Annotated in this window: 3 protein-coding genes and 1 pseudogene; 2 read left to right on the top strand and 2 right to left on the bottom strand. The window is 61.1% G+C overall.

The features are described from left to right. Positions 1 to 132 precede the first annotated feature (132 nt). Both RM423_RS24570 and RM423_RS24565 read left to right on the top strand, forming a co-directional pair. A pseudogene (locus RM423_RS24570) lies at positions 133 to 393 on the top strand (transposase); the annotation flags it as partial. 118 nt (positions 394 to 511) lie between these two features. Beyond that, positions 512 to 775, top strand: a complete 264-nt coding sequence (locus tag RM423_RS24565; RefSeq protein WP_311425665.1) for an acyl carrier protein — start codon at positions 512 to 514, stop codon at positions 773 to 775. On the opposite strand, the gene RM423_RS26150 is transcribed toward RM423_RS24565, so the two are convergent. Together RM423_RS26150 and RM423_RS24560 are read right to left on the bottom strand one after the other, a co-directional pair. Beyond that, positions 741 to 1,016 (bottom strand): hypothetical protein, encoded by a 276-nt coding sequence (locus tag RM423_RS26150; RefSeq protein WP_396327880.1) that lies wholly within the window; start codon positions 1,014 to 1,016, stop codon positions 741 to 743. The genes RM423_RS24565 and RM423_RS26150 overlap by 35 nt on opposite strands. Positions 1,017 to 1,039: 23 nt before the next feature. Beyond that, positions 1,040 to 1,839, bottom strand: an 800-nt coding sequence (locus tag RM423_RS24560; protein ID WP_396327879.1) for a carboxyl transferase domain-containing protein, incomplete at its 5' end; no start/stop codon positions are given.

The following is a 1,839-nucleotide window of genomic DNA, read 5'->3' as shown; positions in this document are numbered from 1 at the left end:
GATACAACTCGACAGCGTCGCGGCGAAACTCCTCGGAGTAGTTCTTCCTCGCCATGAGTGGATCATCTCGCTTCCACCCCACCGAAGCAGGGATTGAGCGTGTCCACTACTCGGGGTCAGGTCCCGAAGATCATCACCGCCATCAGCACGGCAGTGCCGCGCGCGCTGACGGAGCTGATCACGCTCGGGCGCACGTTCCGCCGCCGGGCAGTTGACATGCTGGCCCACTTCGACCGGCCCCACACCAGCAACGGCCCCACCGAGGCCATCAACGGTCGCCTGGAACACCTACGCGGCACCGCCCTGGGCTTCCGCAACCTCGCCAACTACATCACCAGATCACTACTCGACACCGGCGGCTTCAGACCCCGAATACACCCTCTTCTGCGATGAGCCGGATTGCTTGACCCGTTCTTCTCGACCATCACTCAAGTGGTTCACCACCCCGGTGACGGAGGCTTACCGACGTCCGCGCTGCGCTTCCGCAGCGGACAGACCGGAGGATCCGCATATGAAAAGCCTGACTCTCGACGGACTGCGCAAGATCATGCGGGACTGTGCTGGTGAAAACGAGTCCACCGATTTGAATGTTGACATCGGCGATGTTTGCTTCATGGACCTTGGTTATGACTCGCTCGCGTTGCTCGAGACAGCCAGTCGTCTGGAGCGGGAATTCGACGTGACCCTCGACGACGACAGCGTGACTGAGGACGAGACGCCCAATGCCTTGATCCAGCTGGTCAACGCAAGATCGCGTGCGTCCTCACAACCCTGAGGCTGGACCGCCGCCTTCGCACCCTGGTACCGGAAGCCACACTGGCCGGGGTACTGGGGCGCGAGGTGACGGGCACGACACGCCAGAACACGTGCTGCAGCAGCGGTTCCTGGTTCCCTCCAGGCGCTGCTGACACCGCCTGGCCCAAGAATTCCCCGAACTGAGGCATGCCGCACCTCGCAGCAAGCAGGACGCACATCACGGCCGCGAGCTCGCTGTCGTCGGGGTTTCCGTAAACCACCTTGATGCCGCCGGTTTCGGATGTCACTGAGGTTGGTTCCCGTGCTTGCGGTGATCCAGCGTCGATTGTTTCGTACCCAGCATCTGAAGCGTTCCTATCAGCCGTGACCGAGTCTCGGCCGGGTCGATCACTTCGTCGACCAGACCGCGCTCAGCGGCGTAATAAGGATGCATCAATTCATCCTCGTACTCGCGTAACCGGTCCCGCCGGGTCTGATCCGGGTTCTCCGAGCGCTCGATCTCACGGCGAAAGATGACATTGGCTGCCGCTTCCGCACCCATCACCGCGATCTCGTTGGTCGGCCACGCTAGTGAGACGTCGGCACCAATCGATTGTGAATCCATGACTATGTACGCTCCACCGTATGCCTTGCGCAGGATGACTTGTATGCGGGGGACCGTCGCATTGCAATAGGCATACAGCAGCTTCGCGCCATGTCGAATAATCCCGCTGTGTTCCTGCTCTACGCCAGGTAGAAAACCTGGTACATCAACCAGCGTGATGAGGGCGATATTGAACGCATCACACACCTGAACGAACCGTGCCGCCTTCTCGCTGGAGGCGATATTCATTGCGCCGGCAAGTTTGGCGGGCTGGCTGGCGACGATGCCCACTACCTGCCCTCCCATGCGGGCGAGCGCGCAGACGACGTTCTCCGCCCAGCGCTCATGCACCTCGAGGAGCTCCCCGTCGTCGACTAGTGTCGCGTGAACGATGATCTTTGACCGCCGGTTGCTTTGGTGAGGATTTCGTCGGCGGTCTTGGTCCAGGTGAACGGCTGGCAGCGTTCGTTCCAGGCGTCGATGTAAGTCTCGATTGCGGC

Source organism: Jatrophihabitans lederbergiae (genome assembly GCF_031845305.1).
GTDB lineage: Bacteria > Actinomycetota > Actinomycetes > Mycobacteriales > Jatrophihabitantaceae > Jatrophihabitans_A > Jatrophihabitans_A lederbergiae.
This window is presented reverse-complemented; position numbering and strand designations above follow the sequence as displayed.

Coding starts and splice junctions, on each gene's coding strand:
- RM423_RS24565 (WP_311425665.1), top strand. CDS start 512: ATGAAAAGCCTGACTCTCGACGGACTGCGCAAGATCATGCGGGACTGT.